The following is a 24,061-nucleotide window of genomic DNA, read 5'->3' as shown; positions in this document are numbered from 1 at the left end:
GGATGTGTTATTAGTGTATGTAAATGAGGTTAAAAAGAGTATTACACTTCAAAAATTAGAAGTTGCTTCTTTAAGAGTATCACATGCCAGTTATCCATCACTAATGCAAGGAACCAATATCTATTTAAATGGCTATAAAGAAGAAAAAGATTTTTACTTAGGCATAAAAGAAGAGGATATCATTACTAATGTACAATATCCAAACTGCAGCTGTTTTTCCATGATTATACAGATACATCAATAATACTGCCCCACTTGCTCTATCTATAATCTCCTCGCACATATAAAAGCCTTTAAAGATTATTTCCTTCTTATAAAACCATCTATCACCAATCAGGAGTTTCGTTCTTTCCTTCTAACTTCTTTTAAAGATGTTGCATCTAGGCTACTTCATTCCAGGAACTTACCTTATTCAGGAGAAAAAGGGGTAGAGTTTATTACCCATATAAAGAATAATGATATTTTTCGAAAATAAAAGGGGTATTCGCGATAATAAAATTCTCACCACAAACAAAAAAAAAACATAGGCTATAAACAGCCTATGTGAGATAAAAATATATATCTTAAAAGGGGGTCAATTTCTACTTATATCATACCCCAAATATGTTTCACTACTGTTACATTCCAGTTAAAACCGAATGACACTTTAACGACTATTTCTTTAAAGATTCTGCTAGCTCTTCTATATAATGTTGAGCACTTTGAGCAGCGATACTTCCATCACCAGTTGCTGTGACAATTTGGCGTAAAGTTTTCTCACGAATATCTCCTGCTGCAAAAATACCAGGCACTTTTGTTTCCATTTGATCATTAGTCTCAATATAACCATTTTCATTCGTAATCCCTAAGTTCCCGAAAGGCTTAGATAATGGTAACATTCCAATATAGATAAATACTCCATCTGCCTCTAATTCTTGCTCTGTGTCATCCACAGTAGAAACAAGCGTAACACTTCCTACCTTACCTTCTTTGTCATTAATTGCCTTAATCGTATGATTCCATATAAAATCTACTTTTTCATTGTCAAATGCTCTTTGTTGAAGAATTTTCTGTGCACGTAATTCATCTCTTCTATGCACAATCGTAACTTGTGATGCAAATCTTGTTAAATAAACCCCTTCTTCTACAGCAGAATCTCCCCCACCAATTACAAATAGTCGTTTATTCTTAAAGAATGCTCCATCACACACGGCACAATAAGATACTCCTCTACCGCCTAATTCTTTCTCCCCAGGAACTCCTACTTTCTTGTATTCTGCACCTGTAGAAATAATGATAGCTCTTCCTTTGTATTCCTTTGAACCAGCTTTTACCGTTTTATATTCCTTACCATCGATAATCTCTTTAATATCTCCATACGCATATTCAGCGCCAAATTTCTTAGCATGGTTAAACATTTTATTCGATAAATCTGGTCCTAAAATACTTTCAAACCCTGGGAAATTTTCTACTTCCTCTGTGTTAGCCATTTGTCCACCAGGAATTCCTCTTTCAATCATTAATGTAGAAAGATTTGCACGAGAGGTATACACTGCAGCCGTCATTCCAGCAGGACCTGCTCCAATAATAATCACATCATAAATTTTTTCTTCTGACATCTATTTCATCTCCCTAATATTCCATTCTTTTAGTTACTGATTAAAAACTACCTATTCCTGTATTATAAGTATGACCTTCTATTACTATCCTATAAGAGACCAATAATTTCGTCCAAAATTATGCTCAAATAAATCATATATGTAACAAAACCATCGGATGATTCTTCAACCAATGGCTTATTTGATAATGTATAAAATACTACAAGTGTGCAGATGTTAAGAACGGCTTCATCATTTTCACGTATTTTTGTATGGTCGATGTAGATACACCATATTGATTTGCAAGCTGCTGTTGAGATTTTCTCTTCTGTCTGTATTGATACCAAAGATATTCTATCGCTGCAGCACTAGCATCATAGTTTTTTATCAGTATCCCTTTATCTTGCATCTCTGTGAAAACAGAGAACAAAGTTAAATACATACTCGCCTGTTGGATTCCAATAGGTTGATTATTATGATATAGATTCATAGCAGTATGATGTGCAGCAACTAGATATGGATTACTTATTTCTTCTCCGTTCAGAACATACGCTAAATATTCCTTTTCTAGACCAGATTGTGGTTTAAGGTTTTTTTCCTTAAGAGACGAAAGGATATCTTCCTTCTTACTAGAAATATAGGTTAGAAAAGCAGCAAATAATCTTTCTTCTAAATGCTCACTCTCCAACCTTTTTAGGATAGAAGATAGATGATTTTCAAATCCATCCAACTGGTTCTTTTGGTCACTCCAAGGCTCTTGCCCATCTTTTTCTGGATTATGCTGAAGAACCATTTTCCAAGCTCTCTTTGCCGTTTGTTCTTTCCCAGTGAAATACGCAGAATATGCTAACCAATAGTAGAAAGAACCATCGCCTTGAAATCCATGCTTATAAATCTTCCCTAACCAATGATAAGCAAGATCATATTCTTTTATTAAAGCAAAAGTGGTACCTAATTTAAATTGATGATCAATGGATATAGGATTAATCTTACGTAGTATTCCCACTAATTCATCTCGGTAGGTAACATTATTTTCATAATAAGCAAATACTAGCTTATTACATAATGCATGTAAATTCCCCATGTTTTTTTGTAATACTTGGTCTAGTATATCATTTGCCTTTTTGGTATCCCCTAAGTAAAAATAAGCAAGAGCTAAATTATTATGAGCAGACCAATATTCTGGGTAATCCTTTACTACTCGAGTTAAAGCATCTGCTGCTTCTGAAAAATTACCTGATTCTAGTAATGTTCTTGCTTGATCTTGTCTAGATATCAAATCCTCTTCATGATAATCCTCTTCTTCTAGCTCATCTGATTCTAAAGATAAGATTTCCATCAAATCTTCTGTCTCTTCCACAAATTCGCCATCTTCTTCCGTTAGGCTCAAATATAATTTCGCATGATAATAGGCATCTTTAAAGAAGCCTAAATGAGCGTAATTATTTGCTAAGAAATAATAACACTCTTCCATGTTTTCATCTAATTCTTCTATGATCAGATGAAGCAATTCATTTGATTTTTGATACTCTCCAATATCTGCATAGACAATAGCAAGTTGACAAGCAATCATTGGCTCTCCTGGCTCTAAAGCGAGTGCCCTTTTTAAATATTTTAGAGATTTATAGTAATCTCTTTGATGATATGCTTTAATTCCTTTAGAAAAATAATATTCGCCTGTAGGATTAAATGGAATAAGTTTACCCACTGGTTGTACTATTCTTGAGTTATTATTCATAAATCCTCCAAAATCTATAAGCTTTATAAGCTTCTTAACCATTAATATGTTAGTTAGTGATAAATTATATCTTCAACCAAACTAGTATACCATAATGTAAAGGTTTCAGTGAAGATACTTAGAAAAATGTAAATATAAATCCATTTATAATTTCTCATTATAATAAGAAAAGATGTCTCAAGCAATGGTTTTTCTTGACCATTTATCTATTAACAACCGGGAAAAATTTAATTTCACCGATTACTATATAGAAGGTCTGAACCGTGCTTATAGACATCTACTTATTATTTTGTATCTTTTTCTTGGTGTCTTGTTTCTAAAACCTTTAATATTTCTGTGAATGGAAGCTTTTGCTCTCTTAGAAGAACGAATAAATGATAAATAAGATCAGATGCTTCCCATTTTAACTCTTCTGTATCTCTGTTCTTAGCAGCAATAATAACTTCTGCTGCTTCCTCCCCAACTTTCTTCAAGATCTTATCTACTCCATTCTCAAATAAATACGTAGTATAAGCTCCTTCTGGGCGATTTATTTCTCTATCAGCAATGACTCTCTCTAGATTAGCCAGTATTTGATAATCCGTGCTTTCTGTTAAGCTCTTGTCTTTATTTACGTAAATACTTTCGACAAAACAACTAGAAGTCCCATTATGACAAGCAGGACCTGTTGGTGAAACTATCACCACTAATGCGTCTTGATCACAATCATACTTCATTTCGAGAACTGATTGGGTATTTCCACTAGTTGCTCCTTTATGCCAAAGCTCTTGTCTAGAACGGCTAAAAAACCATGTTTCACCAGAATCTAATGTTTTCTTTAAAGATTCCTTGTTCATATATGCTAAAGTAAGTACTTCTTTAGTAGAAGCATCTTGTACTATCGCTGGAATTAGTCCTTTTTCATCAAACTTCAAGTCATCTATATTCATCGAACAGGCACTCCCTTTTCTTTCAAGTATTCCTTTACTTCATGAACTGAAGTTTCTTTATAGTGAAATATAGAAGCAGCAAGTGCAGCATCTGCTTTTCCTTCTCGAAATGCTTCCTCAAAATGCTCATGACTACCTGCTCCACCAGAAGCAATTACTGGTACAGATACAGCCTCACTTACAGCTTTTGTAAGAGCTATATTAAAGCCTTGTTTTTCTCCATCTGAATCCATGCTTGTTAATAGGATTTCACCTGCACCTAATGAAACCACTTCTTTCGCCCACTCCACTACTTCTTTATCCACTGGCGTTCTACCACCATGTGTGTAGACACGCCAAGATCCTAATGCTTCATCATATTTAGCATCAATAGCAACAACAATACATTGTGCCCCAAAAAAGTTGGATCCTTCTTGAATAAGAGCTGGGTTCAATACAGCGGCTGTATTTAAGGATACCTTATCGGCACCAGCTCTTAAGATTCTCTTCATATCTTCTAATGTATTGATTCCCCCACCAACGGTAAAAGGAATAGCCAATTCAGATGCAACGGCTTTAACAACATCTGTCATTGTCTTCCTACCTTCATGAGAAGCAGAGATATCAAGAAATACTAATTCATCCACTCCTTGCTCATCATAAAATCTTGCTAATTCGACTGGATCTCCTGCATCTCTTAACTGAACAAATTGTATTCCTTTAACCACTCGGCCATCTTTCACATCTAGACATGGAATAATCCTTTTCGTTAACATTTCTTGATCCCCCTAGTATGCCGACATCATTACATATGTAATAAAGCTTCTTGTAGACTAAAACGCCCTTCATACAGGGCTTTACCTATTATTGCACCTACGACACCATTAACATGCTTCTCTTTAAGAAGTTGAAGGTCATTAATACTACTTACTCCACCAGACGCAATTACTTCTTTCTGTGTAACAATTGCCATCTCTTCTATAGCAGTAAGGTTTGGACCACTTAACATGCCATCTGTTGCTATATCAGTGAAAATAAACGTTTCACACCCAGCATCAGCGAATCTCTTTCCTAATTCAATTGCTTTTATTTCCGAAGTGGAAATCCATCCATGTGTTGCTACAAACCCATTTTTCGCGTCAATTCCTATAGCAATAGCTTTTCCGTATTTTTTAATCATGTCCATCGCAAACTCTGGTTGAGAAACAGCAATGCTTCCAATAATAACTCTTGATACACCGTTATCTAAATAATGAGCAATATCTTCTTCTGTTCTAATTCCTCCACCTATCTGAATAGGAACATCAAGCTCTTTTGCTGCCTTAATAACAAATGCGTCGTTCACCCTTCTTCCATCCTTCGCTCCATCAAGATCAACCATATGAATCCAACTTGCTCCTTGACTTGCAAAGCTCTTTGCCATTTCAAAAGGAGAATCTCCATAAACGGTTTCTTTATCATAGTCTCCTTGTAGCAATCTAACACATTTTCCGCCTCTCATATCAATGGCTGGATATAAAGTGAACCCCATGTTGTTCATCCTTTCTTGATCAAATCTGTAAAATTACTTAATAATTGCATCCCCAATTTACTACTCTTTTCAGGGTGAAATTGCATACCATATACATTCCCTGCTCCAACAACTGCAGGTACTTCTTTATAATAAGAACAGCTCGCTATTATCATTTCATCTTCTGTATCTGCATAGTAAGAATGAACAAAATAGGCATAATCTTCTACTAGGTTATCTGTAAGGAAAGAACTTTGCTTAAAGGAAAGCTTATTCCATCCCATATGAGGAACTTTATAGGACTCTCCCTCTTCAGAGATACCAGAAAATCGCACTATTTTTCCTGGAAGTAGCTTTAAGCCTTGATTAATTCCATGTTCTTCACTTTCATCAAATAAAAGCTGCATTCCTAAGCAAATACCTAACAATGGCCTGCCACTCTCTACAAAAGCATGAATCATTTGTGTTAAACCCGTTTCATTTAGTCTTTCCATTGCATCCTTAAATGCTCCCACTCCAGGCAGAATTAGTGCATCTGCTTGAAGAAGCTCTTCTTTATTCTCCGAAATAAAATAAGCTGCATCTAAACGCTCCAAAGCCTTGCTAACGCTGAATAAATTTCCCATTCCATAGTCAATGATACCGATCATTTATAGCATTCCTTTCGTAGAAGGAATACCTTTTATTCTAGGATCAATAGTAGTTGCTTCATCTAATGCACGTGCTAATGCTTTAAAAATGGCTTCAATCATATGATGCGTATTTTTACCATAGTGTAAAATCACATGTAAATTCATTCTCGCTTCTAATGCAAATTTCCATAAAAATTCATGAACAAGCTCTGTATCAAATGTCCCCACCTTATCACTAGGGAACTCTGCTCGAAACTCTAAATGAGGTCGATTGCTTAAATCAATAACAACTTGTGCTAATGTTTCGTCCATTGGAACAAAGCTATTTCCGTATCTTTTAATCCCTCTTTTATCTCCTAATGCATCCTTTAATGCAAGTCCTAAACAAATCCCAATATCTTCTGTTGTATGATGATCATCTACCTCTATATCACCATTTGCTTGAACAGTTAAATTGAATTGTCCGTGCTTGGTAAAAAGATCAAGCATGTGATTCATAAACGGCACGCCTGTATCTATTTCTGAAACCCCTTCTCCGTCTACATTGAAGGAAAGCTGAATATTTGTTTCTCCTGTTTTACGATTAATTGCTGCTGTTCTTCCCATAGGGTACTCCTCCTTTTTGCGTTAGATTTAATTTTTTCTTGCTTCAATTGCCCGTGCATGTGCTTCTAATCCTTCTAATCTGGCGAATTTCGCAATTTTATGGGCATTTTCCTCGAATGCAGTTTTACTATAATGAATAACACTTGATTTCTTTTGGAAATCATCCACATTTAAAGGGTTCGAAAATTTGGCTGTTCCATTCGTTGGCAAGACATGGTTGGTCCCAGCAAAATAATCGCCAACTGGCTCTGAACTATATCTTCCTAGAAAGATAGAACCTGCATGACGTATAAATGGTAATAACGCTTCAGGATCTTCTGTCATAATTTCTAAATGTTCTGGAGCCATTGCATTAATTGCTTCAGCTGCTTCTTCTAATGTCTCAGCAACTAGAATCATTCCATAGTTATTAATAGACTTTGTAGCTATTTCTTTTCGAGGGAGAGTCTGTAATTGCTTCTCCACTTCCTCTGATACCTCTTCTGCTAACTTGCTAGAGGTCGTTACTAAGATAGAAGAAGCTCTTTCATCGTGCTCAGCCTGTGATAGTAAATCTGCTGCTATTTCGTGGGTAAAAGCAGTGCTATCTGCTAAAATAGCAATTTCACTTGGACCTGCAATCATATCAATTGCCACATCTCCAAATACTTCTCTTTTTGCAAGAGCAACAAAAATATTTCCAGGTCCAACAATCTTATCTACACTTTTAATCGATTCCGTACCATATGCTAAAGCAGCAACAGCCTGAGCTCCACCAACTTTATATATTTCCTTTACACCTGCAATGTCTGCTGCTACTAGTACAGCGCTTGGTAATTTTCCATCTTCATTTGGAGGAGATACCATTACAATTCTCTCCACACCTGCAACTTTTGCTGGAATAACATTCATTAAAACAGAGGACGGATAAGCAGCAGTGCCACCTGGTACATAAACGCCTACTGAATCTAAAGGCAATATCCTTTGGCCAAGTATGGAACCATTTTCTTGAGAAAAACTCCAAGAACTTTTCAACTGCTTGATGTGATAATTTCTAATATTTTCTGCTGCTTCCTTTAAAATAGAAATCATTTCTTCTTCCACTTCTTTATAAGCTTCCCTAATTTCTTCTTCCTTGACAGTAAGAGTGGAAAGCTTTGCTCCATCCCACTTCTCTGTATATTCCTTTAATGCTATATCTCCATTTTTTTGAACGTTTCTAATAATTTCCAACACGGCATTTCTTTGCTCTGCTGTGCCAGCATCAACGGAGCGTTTTAAATTAACACCTTTTATATCTGTTACTATCTTCATTAGAATACTCCTTTCGTATTATTTTGAAGTGATTGAAAAAAGCAATACTATTGGAATGTATATCAAACCAGGGACTCATCTACAAGCGATCTCTTAATCCCGTAGGAGTCGACCAGACGCCTCACCACATGATTAGTAATAGTTACAAAATCTTCTAAATTGAAATCGATAATTATCTTTTTAGTGCTCTCATTTTATAAACTGTTTATCCTTTACCACTTCATTCAAACGCTCCACTATCTCACTAATTCTTTGATCTTTCATTCGATAGCTAGCTGGATTAACAATTAATCTGGAAGTGATGTCTACTATTCTTTCATATTCTACTAAGCCATTTTCTACAAGTGTTTTTCCTGTAGAAACAATATCTACAATACGGTCTGATAAACCAATAATAGGAGCAAGCTCAATAGAACCATTTAACTTAATAATTTCTACTTGTGATCCTTGCTCACGGAAATACGCTGCTGCTAGATTCGGATATTTGGTTGCAATTCTTGGTGCAATTTCATTCAACTCAGTATTCGGAAGACCTGCCACTGCTAAATAACAAGCACTAATATGCAAATCTAGTAGCTCATAAACATCTCTTTCTTCCTCTAACATAACGTCCTTACCAGCGATACCTAAATCAGCTACACCGTGTTCCACATAAGTGGGAACATCCATTGGCTTAGCTAAAATGAATCGAAAATTTTCCTCTTCTACATTTATAATTAATTTTCTAGAATCATCAAATTCTGCAGGTAACTGAAAACCAGCTTCTCGTAAAAGGTCAGCGGCTTCATCAAATATTCTTCCCTTTGGCATAGCGATTGTTAACATATTACTCATTTGACAACCTCCATTCCTGCTTTACCTACTAATAAAATAATTTCATTATATTGTTTTGTACAAGCATCTACATCTTTTACACCATTAATATCTTGTGTAATAACTTGTTTACCTGCTGATCTCATTTTTGCTGCTAATTGGAAGGCTTCTTTTCTTCTTTCCATACTAAATAAAATACATTGAATATCTTGAGATTCTTCTACTCTTCCTAACGCTTCTAAAAGTCGGTCCATACGTATGGCAAAGCCAGTTGCACCTGTTTTTTTTCCGAATTTTTCTAGTAAAAGATCATATCTTCCACCACTTCCTAGAGGGAATCCAACTCTTTCTGCATAAACCTCATAAACAATACCAGTGTAATAACTCATATGGCTCACAAGAGAAAGGTCAAATTTCACTTTGTCTTCTACTCCATAATCAACCAGTATATCCCACAGCTGTTTTAGTTCTTCAATGGCTTCAGAACCCTCCACACCTTCTAGTAGCTGAGAAGCAAGAGAGATAATTTCTTTCGTTCCTCTAAGCTTCAAGAAATCATTTAATCGCTGTTTATCAATACTAGATAACGCTAATTGTTCTACATGATTTCGATATCCTACATAGTTTTTCTCATATAAATATTTTGTTAGACTTTCCACTCTTTCTTGCGTTCCTAATACTTGATGAAAAAAATTTCGTACAAATCCAATATGTCCAACAGAAACTTGAAAATGTTGAACACCAGCTTCTCCTAAAGAAGAAATTAATAAAGATATACCTTCTCCATCTGCACTAATTGTCTTATCTCCAATATACTCCACACCAATCTGTTCAAACTCTGCTGGTCTTCCGCCCTCTCTTTGCTGTGCACGAAACACAGAAGCATTATAAGCAAGACGCAAAGGCATTTCTTCTGTTAGTAATTTGGATGCTGCAACTCTAGCAATTGGTGCTGTCATATCTGGTCTTAATACCAATGTCTGTCCTTGCTGATCTAATAATTTGAAAAGTTGCTGGTCTAAGATTGCAGATGCAGATCCGACAGTTTCATAATATTCTAATGTTGGGGTCTCCATAAATTGATAACCCCACTTTTTTATTTCTGTATCCATTTTTTGCTTTACTCTATTTTTCTGCTCATATATTGCAGGTAAAGTATCTCTCATACCTAGTGGCTTTTCAAACATAAATAGGCTACTCATCTTTACACCTCAATAGTTGAATTTTCCGAAATGCTTTAGTTCGCTAATATGCTAACAAATTAAAGAAGTTGTTTTTAGTGTACTCTTCCACCTTAAATAGGTCAAGAAAAAAGATAAACATTCTATATTTTCTGATAAAAGAGTATATAAAAAGAACCTACCATAAATCCATATTTAATTATGATAGGTCTAATGATTATTGGTCTATAATAAATACTGGTTCCTTTTTCTTTCTTTGTTCCATTTCTTCTGCTGTATAAATAACTCTCATTGGATTTCCTCCAACAAAACTTCCTGCTGGAACATCCTTATGGACTAGTGTACATGCAGATACAATTGCTCCATCTCCTATTGTAATACCAGGCAAGATAGTTGAATTAGCTCCTATCATTACTTCATCACCGATAACAATCTCACCGATTCGGTATTCCGTAATTAAATATTCATGTGCTAATATCGTTGTGTTATATCCGATAACACTATTTTTTCCTACTTTAATTTTCTCAGGAAACATAATATCAACCATCACCATTAAGGCAAAAGAAGTTTGTTCTCCAACCTTCATTTTAAGTAGCTTTCTATACATCCAGTTTTTCATTTTAAGAAATGGCATATATCTTGCTATTTGAATAACCGAAAAATTCTTCATGACTTTTAAGAAAGGTACTGTTTTATAAATATGCCATAAAGAGTTTGCTCCACTTACAGGAAATCTTACTGTTTTTCTCATTCTGGCTTCAATTCCGGAATGGAAAGTAAATCAAGCATACTATCAAAAATATAATCTGGATTATATCCTTTTAAGTATTCTCTCCCTTTAAGCGACCATGAAACTCCTGCAGTTAAAGTTCCAGCATTTTTCCCAGCTAGAATATCATGTTTGTTATCTCCTACCATGATGGATTCACTAGCAGAAGCTCCCAATTCTTTCAAAGCAAGGAATACTGGTTCTGGATCAGGCTTCGCTTTCTTCACATGATCTAATGCCACAATTACAGAAAAGAACTCATCTAACTTGGTTAGCTTTAACCCCATCTGAACAGCATCTAATCGTTTTGTAGTTACAATACCTAATTTATAGCCTCTTTGCTTTAATTCCTTAACTGTCTCGTATACTCCATTAAAGATTGTCACCATTTTGTCATGCTGTGCACGGTTATACGTTCTATACATTGTTATCATATCATCGACTTTTAATGGATCCACCGATTCAAATACTTCCCTCAGTGTTGGGCCCATAAAAGGAATAATATCTTCTCTTCCATACTTTTCAGGAAAGTAATGATTTAATGTATGTAAATAAGATGAGATAATTAATTCGTTCGTATCTATTAGTGTCCCATCTAAATCAAACAATACGGTATTAATAGATTGCTTCACTTGACTACATCCCTTTCCTATTTCCCCAAACGTACTAATCATTGGTAAATCTAGTATAGTTGCTATTTTATAAATCTGACTATTTATTTTTGACCGTATTGGTATCTAAATAATGAGTATTAGCCATCCCACTTTTTCTTCTAAAGACCATTGCTACAATAGCTATAATAATAAGAGCAAGTGATATTAATTGAGCCATTCGAAGATCGCCTATCATTAAACTATCTGTTCTCATCCCTTCGATAAAGAAACGCCCGATAGAATACCAAATAACATAGGATAAGAATATTTCACCATTGCGCAAGTTCACCTTACGTAAAGCTAGAAGGATAATGAATCCTACTATATTCCATAGCGATTCATAAAGAAAAGTCGGATGATAGTATGTTCCGTTAATATACATTTGATTAATAATGAAATCTGGTAAATGTAACCCTTCTAAGAATGAACGTGTTACTTCTCCACCATGGGCTTCTTGGTTCATAAAATTGCCCCAGCGTCCAATTGCTTGACCTAATATAATACTTGGTGCAGCTATATCTGCCACTTTCCAAAAAGAAATCCCTTTTTTCTGTGTAAATATGTATGCAGTTAGGACAGAACCGATTAAAGCACCGTGTATAGCAATCCCACCATTCCAAATTTGTGGAATTTCCCCTAAATGATCTTTATAATAAGACCATTCAAATAATACATAATAAATCCTTGCACTTATGATGGCTATTGGAATAGCCCAAAGCATTAGGTCAGGGAAATCATCTTTTCCTAGACCTCTTCTATTACCTTCTCTAATTGCAAGAATTAACGCTAGAATAAGTCCAGATCCAATAATAATTCCATACCAACGAACATCAATTGGTCCAAGCGAAAATGCTATTGGATCAATTGGTTTAACATCTCCCATTCATTTATCCTCCCTTATTAAAGGGCTGTCCCCTCTAGTCGTGTAGCCAACCCTTTATTATCTAATGTTTCTATTTGCTCAAGTAGCTTTCAAAAATAATTTACCGTTTGTCATCTGAAATTACATTAGCTAATTTGTTTGTAAATTGTTCTGCTGCATTTACTCCCATTCGTTTTAGTCGGAAATTCATAGCTGCTACTTCAATGATAACGGCTAAGTTTCTTCCAGGTCGAACAGGTATTGTCAGCTTTGTTACTTCTGTATCAATAATTTTCATTTTTTCTTCATCTAAGCCTAAGCGGTCATATTGTTTATTTTGCTCCCATAATTCAAGCGACATGACCATTGAAATTTTCTTATGGCTTCGTACTGCTCCCGCACCAAATAAAGTCATAACATTAATAATTCCTAAACCACGAATCTCTAGTAAGTGTTCTATTAATTGTGGAGAGCTTCCTACTATTAGTCCCTCATCCTCTTGGCGAATCTCTACACAATCGTCAGCAACTAATCGGTGTCCTCGCTTTACTAATTCTAATGCTGTTTCACTTTTACCTACACCGCTTTTACCAGTTATTAAAACGCCTACTCCATAAATATCTACGAGTACACCATGAACGGCTGTAGTTGGTGCTAGCTTTCTCTCAAGAAAATTAGTTAATCGACTAGAGAATAAGGAAGTTTTGTGCTTAGCACGCAACACTGGTACTGCTAGCTCTTCTGATGCTTCTAATAATTCCGCAGGTACTTCCATATTTCTTGTAATGATTATTCCTGGTGTAGTATCACTACATAGTTTATACAATCTCTCTTTTCTATCTTCATCTGTTAATCTTTCAGCAAAGGTTAATTCGGTTTTTCCTAATACTTGAACACGCTCTGCTGGATAAAAATTAAAATAACCAGCCATTTCTAATCCTGGTCTTGATATATCACTAACCGTTATCGGTCTGTTAATACCCTCTTCACCACTTATAATTTCTAATTCGAATTCTTCAATAACATCTTTGATTAATACTTTAGCCATGGAGCTCCTCCTTCAAGGTTCACTGCTGTTTAAGTTGCAATTGTTTAAAAAATTGCACATTCACCTTATTTTAGCATTTTTCGATTAATATATGCCATATAACCATCTTAAAATATACGATAACTATAGAAACAGTGTAAAAAGGCTACCTAAATAGGTAGCCTCAGCTTGTCGAGAAACCCCTCAATGGAGTTGAGGGGGAATATAATGTAGCATATTTAAACACTCCACTGAATGGGAGGATGATTTCCGTTACAGGGGTTCGCTTTCCACTCCAATCAGCAGTAAAAAATCTTTTTTATTCTTCCTAAATCATTTTTGTCTATAACCTTCAAATAGTATCTTGGAAGTTCGTCATAGTATTTTTTAATTGCTTCTCTCAATATGAGTTATTCTCCACAGCAGGAGTTTAATACACAAGAGTTACAGCTGTTTTACTTCTTATATACAAAATTATCTTTTATCACTTTTAAGTAGCGTACTTTGAATGACTAGATTGCAAAGTGATAGTAGTATACTAAAGAATAAACTCATGCCAAAACTTGAAATCTCAAAATTATTTCCCATTAAGTGGTCGGTTAAGGATAGTGTAAGTGCATTGATTACAAAGAGAAACAGACCTAGAGATAAGATTGTGACAGGTAATGTCAATAGAATCAAGATTGGCTTTACTATAATATTTAACAATGATAGTACAATACTTGCTCCTATAGCTGCTTCTACTCCTGAAATATAAAAGGATTCTTGAAAGAGCCCTGATAATGCTATAAAAAACACTGCATTGATAAGTATACCTATTATCCATCTCATTTATCATTACACCTCATTAGGCATTACATAAATTAATAAGAGATAGATAAATACTAACGGGAAGAAACCTGTAGCAAACAGCCCAATGATAAAGATAAGTCTTAATAAGTTAGCATTAATATTAACTCGTTGTGCTATTCCACCTATTACACCCGCTAGTTTTCTATTGTGCTTTGAACGTATTAATTGCTTCAATTATGATTCACTTCTTTCTTCTAACTTTTTAATAGTAATGGTACCTGTTTTTGTGTTTGCTTCAATCTTTGTATTTTGCTCACTTTCTAAAATCGATTTAAAATTCAATGTTTTTTGCAAAACATCATTTTTCTCGTCAATTATTTGTATACCCTCTAATTCGACATTAAATCCACCAAAATTGCTTCTTAATGCCCCATTCACTGATAAAGCTTGTGGTAAGAAGGCATCTATACTACCTGTTGTTGCTTGAAAATCAAGTATTTCACATTCCTCGGAATAATTTGTACATGTTATGTTACCATTGAAAGATTGTAAGTCTACTATTTGGAAATATCCATCCACTGTTATGGCACCATTTATCGTTTCGGCATCTAGTTTTTTCATATTGCTGTTCTCTATTGTAATACTTCCATTGGCAGCATCTGCTTCAACCATTGTATTATTACCTGCCTTTAGCAAGATTTTGCCGTTTGCCGTTTTCGCATAGAGCTTTTCTGCATGTAAGTCAAACGTCGTGATAGGACCATTAAAAAGTCTTACAATAACAGAGGAATAGGATGTTTTAGGAATATACACTTTTGTCATTACTTTCATCCACTTGTGATTTGTTTGAACTTCTAATAATTCCTCTGTCACATTAACAAGCACTTCTTTCAAGAATACGTTCTTTGCTTCCTCTACAGAATTCACTCGATACACTTTAGCTTTACATTCAATACTTACTTCTTCTTGATCCCATGGTATTAACTCTACTTCCCCATTCGGTATATCAATATCGATTTTCTTCGGGACAATACTACTATATTGAAAAATATGTGATACTTCTTCAAAATGACCGAAATTAAAATCAAGATCAACTTCTTTTACTTTTTTTATGGTGCTATCCATTAAATCAAAAAGCTTACCTTTCGCTGATTGAAAGTTAAAATTAGGCTCTTTCTTTTTCTCATTAAACTGTACTTTTTCAAATTCTTTAATTGGTTGTTTACTATGTTCCTCGTCTACCTTCTCCATTAGCTTTAACGCTTCATCTACACTTAGTTTGCCACTCTCTACTAATTTTAAAATTCTTTTTTTCTCATCAGCCATCTTTCATTCCTCCATCCGAATAGTAAACAATAGTTTATGATTTCAAAAGACAATTCCATTTCTTTATTCCCTAATTAAATTAATGGCAGTAGCATTTTCAGTTTTTATACGCAAAAGTTAATCTAGAATAATTAATATCTTGTTCTATATTTCTATACGTTAAACAAGTTGAAAAAGTTTCAGCATATACATTTATTCTAAAACACTCCTATTAATCATATGTATCTTTATTGCTATTCAGAAGAAGTTATGTAAAAAGAAAAAGGTAAAAAAGGATGGAATACTTTTTGAAAAACTATCTTCTAAAAGTATCCCACCCTTTTATGCTCTTACGTTGTTGCTATTTTAGCTGCTTGATCTATAATACTTTTCATTCTTTTTTTATCTCTATCTAATATTCCCTTTAAGTACTTCCCTGTATAGGAGCCTTTAAGATTTGCAATTTTTTCTGGTGTTCCAGTACCTAATATAGTTCCACCCTTGTCTCCACCCTCTGGACCTATATCAATAATATAATCCGTTGCTTTAATAACATCAAGGTTATGCTCTATAACAAGAACCGTATCTCCATTTTCCACCAATCTTTGTAAAACAACCAGTAGCCTTGAAATATCATCTACATGTAAACCAGTTGTAGGCTCATCCAGTATATAGAAAGTTTTTCCTGATGAGCGTTTATGCAATTCAGAAGCTAGCTTCACTCTTTGTGCTTCTCCACCAGATAATGTAGTAGCTGGTTGTCCAAGTTTTACATAACCTAAGCCAACATCAACAATTGTTTGTAGCTTTCGGTGTATCTTTGGTATATTTTCGAAGAATGCAACTCCATCCTCAACAGTCATTTCAAGAATATCTGAAATATTCTTCCCCTTATATTTCACTTCTAATGTTTCTCTATTATAGCGTTTGCCATGACAAACCTCGCAAGGAACATACACATCTGGAAGAAAATGCATTTCGATTTTAATGATACCATCGCCTCTACAAGCTTCACATCTACCGCCTTTCACATTAAAACTAAAGCGGCCTTTTTTGTATCCTCTTACCTTGGCTTCATTTGTTGTTGCAAATACATCTCTTATATCATCAAAGACACCAGTATATGTAGCAGGATTGGATCTCGGAGTTCGACCAATTGGTGATTGATCTATATCAATTACTTTTTCTAATTGCTCTATTCCCTTAATCTCTTTATGTTCTCCTGGCTTTGCTTTTGCACGATTTAGCTTTTGAGCTAATGCTTTATGAAGGATTTCATTGATTAATGTACTCTTTCCTGAACCTGATACACCAGTAACAGCAATAAACATACCTAATGGGAATTTTACACTTACATTCTTCAGGTTATTTGCCTTTGCTCCTATAATTTCAACAAATCTACCATCACTTTGCTTTCTTTCTAAAGGTAGCGGAATAAACTTCTTACCCGACAAATATTGTCCAGTTATAGACTTAGGATCATTCATGACTTCTTCTGGAGATCCTACAGAAATAATTTCTCCACCATGAATACCTGCGCCTGGCCCTACATCAATGAGATAATCCGCTTCCATCATCGTATCTTCATCATGCTCTACAACAATCAAAGTGTTTCCAATATCACGCATATGTTTCAATGTATCAATTAATTTATCATTATCTCGTTGATGAAGGCCGATAGAAGGTTCATCAAGAATGTATAATACACCTGTTAATCTTGAACCAATTTGAGTAGCTAATCGAATTCTTTGTGCCTCTCCACCAGAAAGAGTACCGGCTGCTCTACTTAAGGTTAGATAGTCTAAACCTACATTAACTAAGAAGCCTAGTCTCTCTTTAATTTCGCGAAGAATTAAATTAGCAATTTGTCTCTCTTTTTCAGTTAAGATAATATCTTCTGCAAATCGATGAGATTCAATAATGGATTTTTCAGTAATTTTACCAATATGCTTCCCATTTATAAGTACAGCTAATGCTTCTTTTTTCAAACGGTATCCATCACATGTTGGACAATCCTGTTGAGCCATATACTTTTCCATTTGTTCTCTTATAAAATCAGAACTTGTCTCTTTATATCTTCTTTCGACATTTCGAATGACACCTTCAAATTGGATATCATTTTCCCTAACTTGTCCAAAATCATTTTCATATCTGAAATGAATCTTCTCTTTCCCAGAACCATACAAAATCTTATCCATTAAATTCTTAGGAATATCCTTTACTGGTATATTCATATCTATTCCATAATGATTACACACACTTTCCAATAATTGCGGGTAATATTGGGAGCTAATGGATTCCCATGGAGCGATTGCATTTTCTTTCAGTGATAAATCCCAATTTGGAATAACTAAATCAACATCCACTTCTAACTTACTTCCCAATCCATCACAATCTGGACAAGCTCCAAAAGGGCTATTAAAGGAGAACAGTCTTGGCTCAAGCTCTCCGATGGAAAAACCACAAATTGGACATGCATGATGCTCACTAAATAACAATTCTTCCTGTCCAATTACATCAATAATAACTTTGCCATCTCCGAATTGAAGAGCAGATTCTAAAGAATCTGCTAAACGAGACTCTATTCCCTCTTTAACTACTAAACGGTCAATAACTAATTCTATATTATGCTTTTTATTCTTTTCTAAAGAAATATCTTCATCTATTTCATGCATATCGCCATCAATTCGAACTCGAACATATCCTTGTTTCTTAACATCTTCTAAAACCTTAACATGGGTACCTTTTCTTCCCGAAACTACTGGAGCCAACACCTGTATCTTTGTTCTTTCAGGATATTCAAGGATTCTGTCTACCATTTGTTCAATCGTTTGAGAAGAAATTTCTATTCCATGTTCTGGGCATGTTGGTCTTCCTACTCTTGCAAATAGTAACCTTAAATAATCATATATTTCTGTTACTGTTCCAACGGTTGATCGTGGATTTTTGCTTGTTGTTTTTTGGTCAATAGATATTGCTGGTGATAAGCCCTCAATAGAGTCCACGTCTGGCTTATCCATTTGACCTAAGAATTGTCGTGCATATGCAGATAGTGATTCTACATATCTTCTTTGTCCTTCTGCGTAAATAGTATCAAATGCAAGAGATGATTTTCCTGATCCTGATAAACCTGTAATCACTACTAATTGATCTCTTGGAATAGTAATATCAATATTCTTTAAATTATTTGCTCTTGCTCCTTTAACGATTAGCTTATCATTTGCCACTGTACTCCTCACCCCTCGGCTTTTAATTCTAGTAATAAGTCACGAAGCTCCGCTGCTCTTTCGAAATTAAGTGCTTTCGCTGCTTCTTTCATTTCATTTTCCATTTGAGCAATCATTGATTCTTTTTCTTTCTTCGTTAGTTTATCTAATTTAGCAGTTGTATTATATTCCTCAGTGTCCTCCGCAGCTTGTGTAGCTCGAATTGAATCACGTATTCCTTTTTGGATCGTTTGAGGAGTGATTCCATGCTCCTCATTATATTTTTCTTGCATTTCTCTCCGTCTTTTTGTTTCGCTTATGGCAATTTCCATAGACTTAGTCATTTTATCTGCATACATAATAACATGACCATTGGCATTTCTCGCTGCACGGCCAATTGTTTGAATAAGTGATCTCTCAGAACGCAGAAATCCTTCTTTATCCGCATCTAAAATAGTTACAAGAGAAACCTCGGGAATATCTAGACCTTCTCTTAATAAATTTATTCCGACTAAAACGTCATACTTACCAAGACGAAGTTCTCTTATTATCTCAATTCGCTCTAATGTCTTTACTTCTGAATGTAAATATTGAACCTTTATTCCAATCTCTTTTAAATAATCTGTTAAGTCCTCTGACATTTTCTTCGTTAAAGTGGTCACTAGAACTCTCTCATTGCGTTTGATTCGTTCCTGAATTTCCCCAATCATGTCATCAATTTGCCCTTGAATTGGTCTAACATCAATTGTAGGATCTAATAGACCAGTAGGACGAATAATTTGTTCAATCATTTTTGGTGTATGCTCTATTTCATATGGCCCAGGAGTTGCTGATACACAAATCATTTGATGAATATGCTTCTCGAATTCACCAAAAGTTAATGGTCTATTGTCTAATGCAGATGGCAGACGGAAACCATGATCAACCAACACATTTTTACGAGCTTGGTCCCCATTGTACATTCCTCTAATTTGAGGGAGTGTAACATGAGACTCATCTATAACAAGTAAGAAATCTTCCGGAAAATAATCTAGTAAGGTATAAGGAGTTGATCCAGCTGGTCTTAAGGTTAAATGCCTAGAGTAATTCTCTATTCCCGAACAAAAGCCCATTTCTCTCATCATTTCTAAATCATATCGTGATCGCTGCTCTAGCCTTTGAGCTTCTAGCAATTTATTATTTTCACGCAACTTTTCTAACTGTTCTTCCAATTCTTTTTCTATATTTTGAATGGCAACGCGCATTTTTTCTTCTCTTGTAACAAAGTGAGAAGCAGGGAATATGGCAATATGATTACGATCTCCTAGTATTTCTCCAGTTAAAGCATCCACTTCTCGAATTCGATCAATTTCATCACCAAAAAACTCTACTCTAATACAGTGTTCATCACGAGAAGCTGGAAAGATTTCTACTACATCTCCTCTAACTCGAAATGTTCCCCTTTTAAAATCAATATCGTTTCGATCATATTGTATATCTACTAATTTTCTGAGCAATTGATTTCTCTCTAGCTCCATGCCTACTCTTAGCGACAATACCATTTCACCGTATTCTTCTGGCGAACCTAAACCATATATACAAGAAACACTCGCTATGATGATAACGTCATCTCTTTCAAATAGTGAAGAGGTTGCGGAGTGGCGTAGTTTATCAATTTCATCATTTATACTTGCATCTTTCTCAATAAAAGTATCCGTTTGTGGAACATAAGCTTCTGGTTGATAATAATCATAGTAGCTTACAAAATACTCTACTGAATTATTTGGAAAAAATTCTTTAAATTCACTATATAATTGTCCTGCTAATGTTTTATTATGAGCAATAATTAAAGTTGGTTTTTTTATTTGCTTGATCACATTACTGACTGTAAATGTCTTACCAGTTCCAGTAGCTCCAAGTAAAGTTTGAATTCTTTTACCCGAATTAATTCCTTCAACTAGTTCCTTTATCGCTGCTGGCTGATCTCCTTGAGGAGTATATTTAGAAACTAACTCAAATTCATGATTCACCAAAGCATCCTCCGTTCTTTGCTTACAATCCTATCTTACATAAGTATGGGACAAAACGATTCTATGTAATCTTCTTCCTTCATTCTACCACAAACACTCTGTTTCAAACCAGAAAAAAGAGAACAAACATTCGTTTATTATCATGTTGTAGCTATTTCTTGTTAAGAAAGACTGTTTTTACATAATTTATATATTCTTACCTAATTACCTTTAAAGAACGAAAGAAAAAATGACTAAACAAAACTCTTTAAAAATGTAGGTTTCGTTTAGTCATTATTTTTATCCTTTATTCTTTTGTTTTATCTATTCTTGAGCATTACTCGCTCTGATTTTCAGTTGATTACTTATAAAGTAGCCTAGTGTCATCGAAAAAGAGTCAATAACAATGAGTAAGTATGTATCAGTATACCCCTTGTAAACAGAAGCAGCTATTAATGCAATGGTTAGTAGCAGACCAATAATTGGATAATAAGTTACTCTAGAAAATAGCATGACCAATATACATGGAAAACATAGTGCAGCTATATATTTTAGCATCCAATTAACACCTACCCCTTACTTCTATTAAACATATTTTGCTTCATCTATCGCTAATCCTAGTCTTTCTAATGCACTTGCTAAGTTATTATAGATTGGTATTTTGCTAAAATCTACCCCTAACTGTATAGCAGTTTGAGCTACCTCAGGTCTTAACCCTGAAAGATAGCCATTAACCCCTATTAATTTTAAGGCATGGATAACTTGAAATAGCTGATGTGCCACCATTGTATCAATAAGCGATACACCAGATAAATCAATAAATATGTGATTAAAATGCTTATCATTACACTCATTTAGCGTATTCTCCATTATAAGATAAGCTCTTTTCGTATCAATATCTCCAACGAGGGGAAGAACTCCAATCCTTTTTGTAATAGGAATAATAGGACTACTTAATTCATAAATGGTTTCCTGCTGTGCTAATAACTGCTTATGTTTATAATTATCATAGGATTCAATAAAAATATCTACAAACAAGTCAAAAGCATCATGTGTATGTCTTACCCACTGAAACATTTCTGATACTGTTAATTTTTCAGTCGTTTCTTCTGAAAATTTTTCTACATATCGTAGTAGTATCCCTTCCACCGCATTGAGTTGTTGGATTGACTCTGTTATCGGAACTAAAGCATTTGCTCTTTTTTCCGCCACAGCATTGGCCCAGTCTTTAATATTTGTAATATAAACGGACTCTTCCTCTATAAACACTTTTAAAACATTTGTTAATAGAATTCTATGACTCTTAATAATTTCATCAAAGCTAGATTCAGCTACATTTGTTGAATAAAATTTAGAAGAACTATTATCTATAGTCTCAATCCAATCTTTACTCATTTCGTCTAGATGGTTATCTAAATATGTATATAGTTTTCTCATGCATTCTGCCATAGTAACTCCTCCAATATAAAACCAATTTCATCATTTTAGGTAAGAAGATTATCTACTATTATATAGTGGCAGTAATTTCTATACAAGTAAGACATAGAGCTACTGGTTTCTAGAATATAGTCATATTGAGATCCTACAGGTATGGAGCAATAAGCTCTCAGTAATAGCTTCTACCAAAAGTAATAATCATGAAAGAGTATAAATAAATTTCTCCATTATATAGGCTTAATTCCCAAGGATATTTTCCACCCAAAGATTAAAATAGGTCATTTGCAGGATAACAACTGGTCTTAAAGTAGGTTTTACCAATTCTAAATATAAGGTAATATTTACTATTATAGAGATGTAGATAATAGTATTCACCATTTGTAAAGGAGCTAATGTTATGAAAACAGAGCAAATCAATATGAATCTAAGTGGATACCAATTAAAGGAAGATGTTTATTCTAATATAACGGACGGCTTATTATTAATGAAAAAAGGAGCTATTCTCTCAAAGAAGAATATCGAGTTACTAATGAAGCATCAAATCAATCCTTTTGACGTAATAGTTATGAACACAGAAGAAGAGAAAGAAGTAAATATACCTGTAGAAAAACAATATACTAGTTTAATAGATGAAGTCAGAGAGACGTTTCAACAATTAGTCCAGGAAGAAGATAGTGATGTAGATATTCTTTTGCAAAACTATAAACGCGTTATAGACTCTTCGATAAATGAAATATCTATTATGGATATTATTCATCAGAAAATAGATCAAGAAGATTATCTATATCAACATAGCATCAATGTAGGAATTCTTTCTGCCATTATCGGAAAAATTTTAGGTCTTACCAATAAACAATGTCATCTACTTAGTCAAATGGGGTTATTTCATGATATTGGAATGTTAAAAATTGACCCAGAAATACTACAAAAAGATAGTAGACTGACTCATCATGAATATAAAGAAATTCAAAAACATACATCCTACGGGAAAAGCATTTTATTCCGCCTATCACAGTTGGATTTATTAGTGTCCCGAACCGCTCTTTTACATCATGAAAAAATTAATGGAAAAGGGTATCCCTCTAATCGAACAGAAAAGGATATACCATTTTTAATCCAGATTATTTCAGTAGCTGATACATTTAACAGCATGTGCACCTCTTATACATACAAGAAGAAAAAAACCTATTATGAAGCTATCTATGAACTAGTGGGCGAAGCATATAGTAATTCCCTAAATCCAGCCATTGTTATACCTTTTACTAATTACATTATGAGAAAACAACTATTTCAAAAAGTACAATTAAATAATAGCCAAACAGCGGAAATAATTTTCATCCATCAAAATGAACCTCACTTGCCTTTAATACGAGTTGACGATTCTTATATTGATTTACGAAAAGAACCCTCATTAAAAATAATTGCTTTGGCCAATTAAGAACAGTTACCAAATTAAGTAACTATCTATAATAAATATCATTCAAATGAAACTTAGATGGAGGAGTCCTTTTATAAAGGGCTCCTCAGGCTGTCGAGAAAGTCTCGACAGCTATTCTTTTTAATGATAACTACATCTATTCACCGCGTTAATTTGATATAATATAATTATCAAACATAGGTTGGTGATTTAGATGTTAAATACCCGTTCTCATACTCAAAATGAAGTAGAATTTGTTCTTTTAGATGAACTTGTTCCTGCTAATCATCTCTTACGAAAAATAGATAAGCATATTGATTTTTCTTTTATCCTCGATAAAGTTCGTC

23 protein-coding genes are annotated in these 24,061 nt (G+C 34.3%); 2 read left to right on the top strand and 21 right to left on the bottom strand.

From position 1 onward, the window contains the following. Positions 1-4: 4 nt before the first annotated feature. Positions 5-244 (top strand): hypothetical protein, encoded by a 240-nt coding sequence (locus tag F9279_RS19295; RefSeq protein WP_226793718.1) that lies wholly within the window; start codon positions 5-7, stop codon positions 242-244. 409 nt (positions 245-653) lie between these two features. Here the strand turns inward: F9279_RS19295 and trxB are convergent, their stop codons facing one another. The 21 genes from trxB to F9279_RS26095 all read right to left on the bottom strand — a co-directional run bounded on the left by trxB (position 654) and on the right by F9279_RS26095 (position 22,309). After that, a complete protein-coding gene (gene trxB, locus F9279_RS19290) occupies positions 654-1,598 on the bottom strand; it encodes a thioredoxin-disulfide reductase (protein ID WP_152115933.1) in 945 nt (314 codons plus the stop codon). A gap of 199 nt (positions 1,599-1,797) precedes the next feature. Next, positions 1,798-3,357: a tetratricopeptide repeat protein gene (locus F9279_RS19285; protein ID WP_319020777.1), complete on the bottom strand. Its 1,560-nt coding sequence runs from the start codon at positions 3,355-3,357 to the stop codon at positions 1,798-1,800. Between the two features lie 242 nt (positions 3,358-3,599). Continuing rightward, positions 3,600-4,244: a bifunctional phosphoribosyl-AMP cyclohydrolase/phosphoribosyl-ATP diphosphatase HisIE gene (hisIE, locus tag F9279_RS19280; protein WP_152115931.1), complete on the bottom strand. Its 645-nt coding sequence runs from the start codon at positions 4,242-4,244 to the stop codon at positions 3,600-3,602. Beyond that, entirely contained in the window at positions 4,241-4,999 is a 759-nt protein-coding gene (gene hisF / locus F9279_RS19275; protein WP_152115930.1) for an imidazole glycerol phosphate synthase subunit HisF, read from the bottom strand. Before hisF ends, hisIE begins: the two co-directional genes overlap by 4 nt. Positions 5,000-5,028: 29 nt before the next feature. Then, positions 5,029-5,754: a 1-(5-phosphoribosyl)-5-[(5-phosphoribosylamino)methylideneamino]imidazole-4-carboxamide isomerase gene (gene hisA / locus F9279_RS19270; protein WP_152115929.1), complete on the bottom strand. Its 726-nt coding sequence runs from the start codon at positions 5,752-5,754 to the stop codon at positions 5,029-5,031. Positions 5,755-5,759: 5 nt separating this feature from the next. Continuing rightward, complete coding sequence (gene hisH / locus F9279_RS19265; protein WP_152115928.1) at positions 5,760-6,383, bottom strand: imidazole glycerol phosphate synthase subunit HisH; 624 nt, start codon at positions 6,381-6,383, stop codon at positions 5,760-5,762. Further along, on the bottom strand, positions 6,384-6,971 hold the full coding sequence (gene hisB / locus F9279_RS19260; protein ID WP_152115927.1) for an imidazoleglycerol-phosphate dehydratase HisB: 588 nt from the start codon (positions 6,969-6,971) through the stop codon (positions 6,384-6,386). It abuts the gene before it with no gap. Between the two features lie 27 nt (positions 6,972-6,998). Further along, positions 6,999-8,264: a histidinol dehydrogenase gene (gene hisD / locus F9279_RS19255; RefSeq protein WP_152115926.1), complete on the bottom strand. Its 1,266-nt coding sequence runs from the start codon at positions 8,262-8,264 to the stop codon at positions 6,999-7,001. Positions 8,265-8,453: 189 nt separating this feature from the next. Beyond that, positions 8,454-9,098: an ATP phosphoribosyltransferase gene (hisG, locus tag F9279_RS19250; RefSeq protein ID WP_152115925.1), complete on the bottom strand. Its 645-nt coding sequence runs from the start codon at positions 9,096-9,098 to the stop codon at positions 8,454-8,456. Then, positions 9,095-10,279, bottom strand: coding sequence for an ATP phosphoribosyltransferase regulatory subunit (locus F9279_RS19245; protein ID WP_152115924.1), 1,185 nt, complete (start codon positions 10,277-10,279; stop codon positions 9,095-9,097). Before F9279_RS19245 ends, hisG begins: the two co-directional genes overlap by 4 nt. Positions 10,280-10,475: 196 nt before the next feature. Next, the gene (locus F9279_RS19240; protein ID WP_152115923.1) at positions 10,476-11,009 is read right to left on the bottom strand and encodes an acyltransferase; all 534 of its coding nucleotides are present in this window, start codon (positions 11,007-11,009) and stop codon (positions 10,476-10,478) included. Further along, positions 11,006-11,701, bottom strand: coding sequence for a pyrophosphatase PpaX (gene ppaX / locus F9279_RS19235; RefSeq protein WP_226793715.1), 696 nt, complete (start codon positions 11,699-11,701; stop codon positions 11,006-11,008). The genes F9279_RS19240 and ppaX overlap by 4 nt, the downstream gene beginning before the upstream one ends. Positions 11,702-11,738: 37 nt before the next feature. Continuing rightward, on the bottom strand, positions 11,739-12,563 hold the full coding sequence (gene lgt, locus F9279_RS19230; protein WP_152115921.1) for a prolipoprotein diacylglyceryl transferase: 825 nt from the start codon (positions 12,561-12,563) through the stop codon (positions 11,739-11,741). Positions 12,564-12,663: 100 nt separating this feature from the next. After that, positions 12,664-13,590, bottom strand: a complete 927-nt coding sequence (gene hprK, locus F9279_RS19225; RefSeq protein ID WP_152115920.1) for an HPr(Ser) kinase/phosphatase — start codon at positions 13,588-13,590, stop codon at positions 12,664-12,666. Positions 13,591-14,043: 453 nt separating this feature from the next. Further along, positions 14,044-14,400, bottom strand: a complete 357-nt coding sequence (locus F9279_RS19220; RefSeq protein WP_152115919.1) for a phage holin family protein — start codon at positions 14,398-14,400, stop codon at positions 14,044-14,046. 6 nt (positions 14,401-14,406) lie between these two features. Then, positions 14,407-14,595, bottom strand: a complete 189-nt coding sequence (locus F9279_RS19215; RefSeq protein WP_152115918.1) for a PspC domain-containing protein — start codon at positions 14,593-14,595, stop codon at positions 14,407-14,409. Next, complete coding sequence (locus F9279_RS19210) at positions 14,596-15,687, bottom strand: DUF4097 family beta strand repeat-containing protein (protein WP_152115917.1); 1,092 nt, start codon at positions 15,685-15,687, stop codon at positions 14,596-14,598. Positions 15,688-16,016: 329 nt separating this feature from the next. After that, on the bottom strand, positions 16,017-18,893 hold the full coding sequence (gene uvrA / locus F9279_RS19205) for an excinuclease ABC subunit UvrA (protein ID WP_152115916.1): 2,877 nt from the start codon (positions 18,891-18,893) through the stop codon (positions 16,017-16,019). Between the two features lie 8 nt (positions 18,894-18,901). Beyond that, on the bottom strand, positions 18,902-20,881 hold the full coding sequence (uvrB, locus tag F9279_RS19200; protein ID WP_152115915.1) for an excinuclease ABC subunit UvrB: 1,980 nt from the start codon (positions 20,879-20,881) through the stop codon (positions 18,902-18,904). Positions 20,882-21,184: 303 nt separating this feature from the next. Next, positions 21,185-21,418 (bottom strand): CsbA family protein, encoded by a 234-nt coding sequence (locus F9279_RS19195; protein ID WP_152115914.1) that lies wholly within the window; start codon positions 21,416-21,418, stop codon positions 21,185-21,187. 27 nt (positions 21,419-21,445) lie between these two features. Continuing rightward, positions 21,446-22,309, bottom strand: a complete 864-nt coding sequence (locus F9279_RS26095) for an STAS domain-containing protein (RefSeq protein WP_152115913.1) — start codon at positions 22,307-22,309, stop codon at positions 21,446-21,448. A 385-nt stretch (positions 22,310-22,694) separates the two neighbouring features. Here F9279_RS26095 and F9279_RS19185 point away from each other — a divergent pair, with 385 nt between their 5' ends. Beyond that, positions 22,695-23,735, top strand: coding sequence for an HD-GYP domain-containing protein (locus F9279_RS19185; RefSeq protein WP_152115912.1), 1,041 nt, complete (start codon positions 22,695-22,697; stop codon positions 23,733-23,735). The last annotated feature ends 326 nt before the right edge of the window (positions 23,736-24,061 follow it).

The sequence above is a fragment of the Bacillus sp. B1-b2 genome (genome assembly GCF_009183415.1).
In the GTDB taxonomy this organism is placed as follows: Bacteria; Bacillota; Bacilli; order Bacillales; family Cytobacillaceae; genus Niallia.
This window is presented reverse-complemented; position numbering and strand designations above follow the sequence as displayed.

Bases quoted from the DNA above. Each gene is read 5' to 3' on its own strand.
- F9279_RS19240 (WP_152115923.1), bottom strand. From the start codon at position 11,009: ATGAGAAAAACAGTAAGATTTCCTGTAAGTGGAGCAAACTCTTTATGG.
- hisD (WP_152115926.1), bottom strand. From the start codon at position 8,264: ATGAAGATAGTAACAGATATAAAAGGTGTTAATTTAAAACGCTCCGTT.
- F9279_RS19285 (WP_319020777.1), bottom strand. From the start codon at position 3,357: ATGGTTAAGAAGCTTATAAAGCTTATAGATTTTGGAGGATTTATGAAT.
- hisIE (WP_152115931.1), bottom strand. From the start codon at position 4,244: ATGAATATAGATGACTTGAAGTTTGATGAAAAAGGACTAATTCCAGCG.
- trxB (WP_152115933.1), bottom strand. From the start codon at position 1,598: ATGTCAGAAGAAAAAATTTATGATGTGATTATTATTGGAGCAGGTCCT.
- F9279_RS19245 (WP_152115924.1), bottom strand. From the start codon at position 10,279: ATGAGTAGCCTATTTATGTTTGAAAAGCCACTAGGTATGAGAGATACT.
- F9279_RS26095 (WP_152115913.1), bottom strand. From the start codon at position 22,309: ATGGCAGAATGCATGAGAAAACTATATACATATTTAGATAACCATCTA.
- hisH (WP_152115928.1), bottom strand. From the start codon at position 6,383: ATGATCGGTATCATTGACTATGGAATGGGAAATTTATTCAGCGTTAGC.
- hisG (WP_152115925.1), bottom strand. From the start codon at position 9,098: ATGAGTAATATGTTAACAATCGCTATGCCAAAGGGAAGAATATTTGAT.
- F9279_RS19185 (WP_152115912.1), top strand. From the start codon at position 22,695: ATGAAAACAGAGCAAATCAATATGAATCTAAGTGGATACCAATTAAAG.
- hisA (WP_152115929.1), bottom strand. From the start codon at position 5,754: ATGGGGTTCACTTTATATCCAGCCATTGATATGAGAGGCGGAAAATGT.
- hprK (WP_152115920.1), bottom strand. From the start codon at position 13,590: ATGGCTAAAGTATTAATCAAAGATGTTATTGAAGAATTCGAATTAGAA.
- lgt (WP_152115921.1), bottom strand. From the start codon at position 12,563: ATGGGAGATGTTAAACCAATTGATCCAATAGCATTTTCGCTTGGACCA.
- hisB (WP_152115927.1), bottom strand. From the start codon at position 6,971: ATGGGAAGAACAGCAGCAATTAATCGTAAAACAGGAGAAACAAATATT.
- hisF (WP_152115930.1), bottom strand. From the start codon at position 4,999: ATGTTAACGAAAAGGATTATTCCATGTCTAGATGTGAAAGATGGCCGA.
- ppaX (WP_226793715.1), bottom strand. From the start codon at position 11,701: ATGATTAGTACGTTTGGGGAAATAGGAAAGGGATGTAGTCAAGTGAAG.
- F9279_RS19210 (WP_152115917.1), bottom strand. From the start codon at position 15,687: ATGGCTGATGAGAAAAAAAGAATTTTAAAATTAGTAGAGAGTGGCAAA.
- F9279_RS19195 (WP_152115914.1), bottom strand. From the start codon at position 21,418: ATGCTAAAATATATAGCTGCACTATGTTTTCCATGTATATTGGTCATG.
- F9279_RS19220 (WP_152115919.1), bottom strand. From the start codon at position 14,400: ATGAGATGGATAATAGGTATACTTATCAATGCAGTGTTTTTTATAGCA.